The organism is Alcanivorax sp., from assembly GCF_040119285.1.
Classification (GTDB): Bacteria; Pseudomonadota; Gammaproteobacteria; order Pseudomonadales; family Alcanivoracaceae; genus Alcanivorax.
Genome location: NZ_JBEDTY010000008.1, coordinates 1 through 7,153, shown reverse-complemented (window position 1 = coordinate 7,153; position 7,153 = coordinate 1). Strand labels below are relative to the sequence as shown.

The 7,153-nt window shown below is 55.4% G+C and carries 9 protein-coding genes; all 9 read right to left on the bottom strand.

What is annotated here, in order from left to right; translation table 11 throughout:
* The coding region (locus ABNH10_RS03480; RefSeq protein ID WP_349384765.1) for a Tn3 family transposase at positions 1-2,342 on the bottom strand (2,342 nt) is incomplete at its 3' end.
* A gap of 91 nt (positions 2,343-2,433) precedes the next feature.
* Complete coding sequence (locus ABNH10_RS03475; RefSeq protein WP_012517611.1) at positions 2,434-3,237, bottom strand: sterol desaturase family protein; 804 nt, start codon at positions 3,235-3,237, stop codon at positions 2,434-2,436.
* Positions 3,238-3,248: 11 nt separating this feature from the next.
* On the bottom strand, positions 3,249-4,550 hold the full coding sequence (locus ABNH10_RS03470; protein ID WP_008295685.1) for a Glu/Leu/Phe/Val family dehydrogenase: 1,302 nt from the start codon (positions 4,548-4,550) through the stop codon (positions 3,249-3,251).
* Between the two features lie 88 nt (positions 4,551-4,638).
* Positions 4,639-4,986 carry a group III truncated hemoglobin gene (locus tag ABNH10_RS03465; RefSeq protein ID WP_238549467.1) on the bottom strand — a complete coding sequence of 116 codons (348 nt, stop codon included), beginning with the start codon at positions 4,984-4,986 and terminating at the stop codon, positions 4,639-4,641.
* A 23-nt stretch (positions 4,987-5,009) separates the two neighbouring features.
* Complete coding sequence (locus ABNH10_RS03460) at positions 5,010-5,264, bottom strand: transposase (RefSeq protein WP_008295683.1); 255 nt, start codon at positions 5,262-5,264, stop codon at positions 5,010-5,012.
* 78 nt (positions 5,265-5,342) lie between these two features.
* Complete coding sequence (locus tag ABNH10_RS03455; protein ID WP_012517609.1) at positions 5,343-5,795, bottom strand: DoxX family protein; 453 nt, start codon at positions 5,793-5,795, stop codon at positions 5,343-5,345.
* Positions 5,796-5,890: 95 nt separating this feature from the next.
* The gene (gene merE, locus ABNH10_RS03450; RefSeq protein ID WP_008295681.1) at positions 5,891-6,121 is read right to left on the bottom strand and encodes a broad-spectrum mercury transporter MerE; all 231 of its coding nucleotides are present in this window, start codon (positions 6,119-6,121) and stop codon (positions 5,891-5,893) included.
* A gap of 77 nt (positions 6,122-6,198) precedes the next feature.
* Entirely contained in the window at positions 6,199-6,621 is a 423-nt protein-coding gene (locus ABNH10_RS03445) for a MerR family transcriptional regulator (protein ID WP_012517608.1), read from the bottom strand.
* Positions 6,611-7,153 (bottom strand): organomercurial lyase MerB (gene merB, locus ABNH10_RS03440; RefSeq protein ID WP_349384764.1); only part of this gene is annotated, 543 nt, incomplete at its 5' end. The genes merB and ABNH10_RS03445, both read right to left, overlap by 11 nt.

Genomic DNA, 7,153 nt, shown 5'->3' with positions numbered 1-7,153 from the left:
CGGGGCATCAGGTTGATACCCAGCAGGTAGGCCAACCCGAAGACGGGCGCGCTTTGCGCCTGGGTATCGCCATGCAGGGTGTCAGGCTGGATATCGGAATCGTTTTTGATCAGCCCATCAAGAATGTAAATGGCCTCATAGACGCCGCAAGGAATGAAGTGGCTGAACAGCGCGATGTATTTGTCCGAAACGTGGTAGTAGCCCACCCCGCCATAACCGCCGTACCGTATGTGGTATTCCGATAGCAGGTTCTGTTCGTACAGGTTCCATTTTGTGCCATCGGCGGCGGCATGTTGTCCGGTTCCCCAGTGTCGCGGTAACCGGTAGCGGTTGTAGGCATTGATGACCTGCGCAATAGCCTGCTCCAAGCGCTCTTCAGTGACGTGCCGCAGGTTGAGCCAGGACACCTGCCGGCGATTAAGCGTTGTGATGGATCGAGCGGTCTGGGTCGGCCCAAGATTGCAGCCATAACAAAAGAGGGTCGAAACAAAACGGGTACGGGGGTCCTCCAGTTTGCTTTCGTAGCCGGACAGTGGCCCAAAGCGTTTATGGAGCCCGAGCCATTTTTCGGCTTCCACCAGAATGTCGAGAATATTCTTTTCGGGCAGATTCAGGGATAACTGCTTATCAATCTCAGCCAACCCATCCGGAGGTGCTGTACGACGGTGCTTCCGGATCACCAGTTCTTCGCCATTGAAGACGGCGTGTTCATTCTCCGGGAAGTCACGGTCGATGCGCTCTGCCGTTGCGCTCAACCGTGAGCGGGCTTGCGCCACAAATGCAGCGGGCTCGGAGGCAATGCCGACCATCTTGCTGTAGTCGGCTATTTGCGCCTCATAGATACTCCAATTCACCAGTTGCTCTCGGTAATCGCTGTACTGGTCGCTGTTCGCAACCGCGAGGTCGCCGGACATCAGTTCACGCTTCACCTGCATCAATACGCCCAGCTCAAAATACTTCCGGTAGACCATGCCCGGTGGTAGCAGGCTTGACCCAGTACCCAAAATCAAACGGCGCCAGCGCTCTGGTAACCAGGCCACATCAATAGGATGAGTGCTCAGAACAAGACATTCTTTACGGCTGTGCCGGTGCTTTTTCAAGATAGCAATCGCGTCAACCAAGGACTGGTCGTGGCTGGTCGCCGTCAAGTCCAGTAGTTCAAGGCAATTGAATAACAGCGGGCGTAACGGGCGATAGGGGTGCAGCATGAACGGGATGAAGTTATTGCCGGCATAGGCCATGTGTTCCTCACACTCGGCCAGCAATTCATCAGGATCGCCCTGGATGGCGGCCGCGACACGGGCACCTCGCTCGGAATCCGTCGGCGCTTCCTGAACGACGGTCAGCAAGTCACGCAGTTGTGCGACCAGTTTGTCCATCCGCTTCATGTGATCCAGGTGATACTGGTTCAGGTTCGCTTCCGCCTTGGTCTTGATGTTGCGCATCTTGCGGACAAAGATGTCGACGGCATCGTCCATTGCGCGACGCAGTTGAGCATGGACCAGCAGAATCATCAAGGCATAGCGTTTGGTGCTCTGCATGGCCTTGATGTTGGCTGCGTCCAACGCGCGCGCTTCCAGTATGAAGTGGTGATACTTGGCGGCTGGAATGTGATCAACAGCGGGCAATCGTTGACACCAGCCCTGAAGCCACTCCAGATGCTGAAGATACTTCTTCACTTCTGTATTGGTCGGTTTTTTGGGTTCCTGTTTCAGTTTATGCCAACTGGTATGAGGTGAATCGTCAGGCACACGCAGCAGCCGGTCAAATTCCTGTTTTTGCTGCTCCGTCAAAGCCGCATTGAGTGTCCGAAAGAACCCCGTGTTGACCTGGCTGCGAGCCTGACGGGCTGTCCGTTGCAGCGTTGAAAAACCGGGTAGCTCAAAACGCTGGCGCACCAGCTCTTCGATCACCACATTGATAATGTCTGCCAGATCCTGTTTGGTGGTCGCCGCTTCTCGTGCCAAGTCCCGCACGACCGCCTTGCCTTCGACGGTAAACGCCTTGATGCCCACCTGTTGACGAATCGCGTCCAACATCCGCTGACGGACGCCGCCGCTGCGGTCGTATTCCCTGAGTCGGCTTAGTGCGAGATGTGAGAGGTCGTCGCAGGCGAGAATGTGTGATGTGATCGATTTGGGAACGGCTTTGAGACTGACAAAGTAGCCCAAACGCTGAACTGTTTTCAGGAGAATGAGCAGAGCGCCCCGAGCAGCGGGTGTTCGACCATGTTGTCTGGCAAAAGATCGTTCCTTGACCGTGGGTGTATAAATTTCTGCCAGTTCCTGGTCGGAGACGGCCGCTTTCAATCTTGGATAGGCGGTTTCATGGAGGCTACTCATGGACAATCCCTTGATATTTCGGCCCTTTTAAGGGACCTCTCTGGCCGAATAAAAGATCAATAATTCCTGAAAATCCTATTGCCCATTACAATCAAGGCCGTCGGTGGGTCCGACGAAATGGCTGAATCAGCATCTGATCCAACCGGAGGTCCTGCGGCTCGCGAAAATCCTCGATGCCGATGATCATTCCAATATGGCCAGCGGCAGGCTGATCGCGATAGGTGCCAAAAAGCCGGTCCCACCAAGGCAAATTAAAACCAAAGTTGCTATTTGTCTCTTCAGGAACAATCGAATGGTGCACGCGGTGCATTTCCGGCGTAACAACCACCGGTCTCAACTTTTGCTCCAGTCCTTGAGGCAATCGTACGTTTCCGTGGTTGAACATTGAGGTCGCATTGAGAATCACCTCGAAAATCAGTACCGCGATCGCAGGTGCTCCCAGCGCAACCACGACGGAGATTTTAATGACCATGGAAAGCACAATTTCCAGAGGATGGAAACGCAGGCCCGTCGTTACGTCAAATTCCAGATCCGCGTGGTGCATACGATGCAAGCGCCAGAGCCAGGGCACGGCATGAAAGATGCGATGCTGAAAGTAGATTGCGAGATCAAGCGCGATCGTCCCCAGAAGGACCGACAACCAAACTGGCAGATTGGCCAGATTTAACAGTCCCCACGCCTGCTCATTCGCCATCACCGCCGCTCCGACGGCGGCCACGGGAAACAATAGCCGAACCACCAGGGTATCCACCACGACCATCAAGAGGTTATGTGGCCACCGTTGCCGGCGAGTGTAGCGCTGGTCGCGACGTGGCGCGGCGGCTTCGGCAAGTATCATGACACACAGAATGCCCGTGAAGACCCCGAGCCGTATGACCACCTCATTACCGAGCACGACTTTACCGTCTATCCTTGATGATGGTTGAAATAGCCCTGAGTGCCTTGTTGGGTCATGGCCTCGGCGATGCGGCCGATGGCCTGTGTATAGGCCGCAGTCCGCAGCGTTATGTTATCTTCCTCCGCCCGGTCGAAACAGGCGGCGGCCTCGCGGGCCAGGCGTTCGGTGAGGCGCCGATTGACTTCGTCTTCGGACCAGGTATCACCGATGCGATTCTGCACCCATTCCAGATGGCTGACGATCACACCGCCGGCATTGACCAATACATCCGGTAGCACTTCGACGCCGCGTTTGGCTAGTTGATCATCGGCCTCATTACTGACGGGCCCGTTGGCGATTTCCAGGATCGTGGCGGCGTTCACGGTCGCGGCATTTTGCTCGGTGACGGCGTCCTCCAGTGCGGCTAGTACCAGTACATCGACATCCATCGCCAGCAGCTCGTCGTTGGTCAGTTGCTCGACGTCGGCTTCCTGGCAGATCGATTCATCACAGTAAACCATGCCCTTGAGCTCCCGGTTTTTGTGTTTATGGCGCCAGATCGGGTCTGGATCAAGTCCGTCAGCGGCATGAATGGCACCCTGGGAATCCGACAGCGCGACGATCCGATAGCCGCGCTCGCGGGCCAGTCGGGCGAAGTGATAACCGGCATTGCCGAAACCCTGGACCGCCACACGGAGTTCTTCAGGGGTTTTGCCGCGGCGCTCGGCCCACAGATCAAGCACCTGCAGCGCGCCACGTCCGGTGGCCGCGGTGCGTCCCCTGGAACCGCCCAGCCCTAAAGGCTTGCCGGTGATGGTGGCCGGTACCTGACGGCGTTCGATCTGGGCAAATTCGTCGGCCATCCAGCCCATGATGGTGTCGTTGGTGTTGACGTCCGGTGCCGGGATGTCACTGTTCGGCCCGATAAGGTCATGAAAAGCGCGGATATAGCCACGCGACAGACGTTCCAGTTCCAGTCGGGAGAGCGCCTTGGGATCGACCCGAACACCACCTTTGGCACCGCCGAATGGCAGGTCCACCACGGCGCACTTGATGGTCATCCAGAAGCTCAGCGCAGTGACTTCTTCCGAGCTCACGTCCGGATGGAAACGGATGCCCCCTTTGCCCGGCCCACGCGTGTCGTCGTAACGAATGCGCCAGGCCGGAAAGAATTGCAAGGCGCCGTCGTCCATGCGGATCGGGATGTTGATTTGTACGGTTTGCTGCGCCTGGGCCAGACGCCTGCGAACGTCCTCAGGGACGTCAAGTTGGTCAAAAATCCCGTTCAGGTGACCGTCGTCACCGAAGCTTTGGTCGTTGGAATGACTCATGGTTGTGACTCCTTATCGAACCCGAAAAAGTGTTTTGCGATGTCTTATGATTCAGCTTCCCGATGCAAGTGGGTTGTGCGATCGTCCGTTACGTGCTGATAGGTGAACGTGTAAGTCGCACAAGATTCCCCGCGATCCGTGTTGCTAATGTCTTGGCGCGGTCTGCGCTCGGCCCTGTAAAATCTGCGTTCACGGTCTCCCGAAACAGCTCCAGCCAGCGCTCAAAGTCATCTAGCTGCAAAGGGTGTTGCTCGTGCAACGCCAAGTGGCGGGCGACCATGTTGCTCTGGTAGCCGTCGCGTTCGCCGAGCAGCAGCTTGCACCAATAGGCGCGGATACACGGCAGGTGCGTTCTGAGGTCAATTTCTGCCACATCCAAGAACAGCGGACGCAGGCGATCATCGGCCAGGACCTTCCGGTAGAAGGCGTCCAGCATTTCGGCGATAGCCTCGGGCGAGTCTAGATCGCGCGGCGTTGACTGCATTTCAAGATCGGATCGCTCAGGTTATAGAACAATGGCATACAATGAACGCGCAGCATGGAAGACAACGGGACAGGAGGCCGTCCGTCCTGACCTTTTGGGTAATAATGCGCTACGTTCTTCTCCAGCTGTTTCCAGGGAATCAACGTGTCCATTCGTTCGAGAAAGATTTCGCGGCGAATTTTGCTCTTCTTGGTCTGGTACTCGGCTTCGGAGAGGGTTAACTGGTTCATGGCGGCAACGATCCTATGCGGTTGACGAGAGCTATATTATCGCCTATGTCGAACACTTCAATCAGAGTCTTCAGAGTTTTAAACACCCTTACTCTGTTTTCTCCAATTGTCTATGGAGTACAGACCTCCGCCAGTAATTATTAACACCATGTTTATCCCGAATAATGGAATATCTTTCATAAGCAAATGTGCATGAGGAGAAGTAATGCCATGCATCGCAGCGATATTCCAAACACCGACAATAATCATAATAATCATTAATGCTTGTGCTATTGAAGCAAGTCTTGTGAACAGGCCTAAGAGAAGCATTACTCCAGTTATTATTTCGGCTATTGCCAGAATAAAGATGAAATGCGCCGGACTCATGGGTAGCAAATCAATTACCCAGCTTTTACTCACCATCGCAACTCTCGGTTCAGGATAAATTAGCTTGGGAACGATGCCCATCCAAACCCACAATAGGCCAACAATGACCCGGAGTATAAGTGGTATGTATTTCTCTTTACTTAACAGTTGATTGTCGAAATTCATTTAGTTTTCTCCAGCTATTATGTAAATGTAAACTCGCGTGATTAGCATCTGACATACAGTGGGCCGCGATCCATACCGGATACGACACCGGACCGTTACTTGCTGAAGGCCCTTAGTAGTCGGCTCAGCGACAGCACGAACAGGCCGGTCAGCGCGATACCCACGATTACCCAGTGCTCCCCGAGAAAAGCGCCGGCGCTCGTGCCAGCCAGCACGATGGCGAGAATCGGCAAATGACAGGGGCAACTGAGCACGGCCAATATCCCCCACAAGTAACCATTGCGCGACCGGGATACTTCTGTCGGTTCGCGCTCATTGTTCGTCATAAACCACCTCCAATGCATTGAAGAGTTACGACTCCCTGCAAAAGCCCAATTCGGCCACTGTCCGGTGCCACCTCAACTTACGGCCCTTTGAGAGCGCTCAACTTCACTCCATGCGCCGCCTTGGTGAGTGCCTGGGTGCAGCGATTCAGTGCGGCTCGTTTAACAGCAATTGTGTGTTGAATTTGCCGTTCGACGGCTCGACACTGCCCTTTATCCCCGTTGTCGAGCGCCTGTATAAATTCGGCAATCTCGGGGAGACCGAGACCGGCTTCACGACAGGAGCGGATCAACGCCAACCGTTGCAGGCAGCCGTCATCGAACAAGCGAGAGCCCCCCTGAGTGGTGCCACAGGCGTACACCAATCGCATGTCCAGATAAGTCCGGATCTGATGCACTGACAGGCCGCAGAGACGGGCCGCTTCGGAAATGACACAGCCTTCTTTTTGCGCCCCCGGCCCACCTTCAAGGTTGGGGTTTACCATTCGGGTATTAGCTCCCATGTTGGTCACTCCTTGCCCTGTTGAGTATAAGGTGCGCAATCCGCTGCCCCAGTTCGAAACCTTCCTGAACACTCACCATGTGCACATGCATTTTATCCCGCCCCCAGGCCTCCCCGGCCTGCCGTGAAGCAAAGAAATGGACGTCGCAACAAAACGCACTTCGAATGTCTCCCGCTGCGGCCACCGAGACTAAAGAGACGACCGCGTCCTCCGGCTCAAGCGAAACCACTCCCTGTGGCGTAACCGTCAAGGTGACCGGGTTGTTCGTCTGCGGGCAACGCGATTGCACCTGCGCCCGTTCGCCGATGACAGCTGGAAACATCAAGGCATCCAGTGCACACCAGGTATAAAGTGGCCGATCGTTGACAACAAATGCATGCGGGGTTTCTCGCAGTGTGATGCCGGAGCCGATCAGCCGTCCCTGGCCGTCGTACTCGATGGTCCCGCAGGGCAGTTTTTCCAGCACCAACTCTGCCTCATCAGTCGTCCAGTTGAGCGACTTCGCGAGCCGCTCAACAGTGACCGGTTGTCC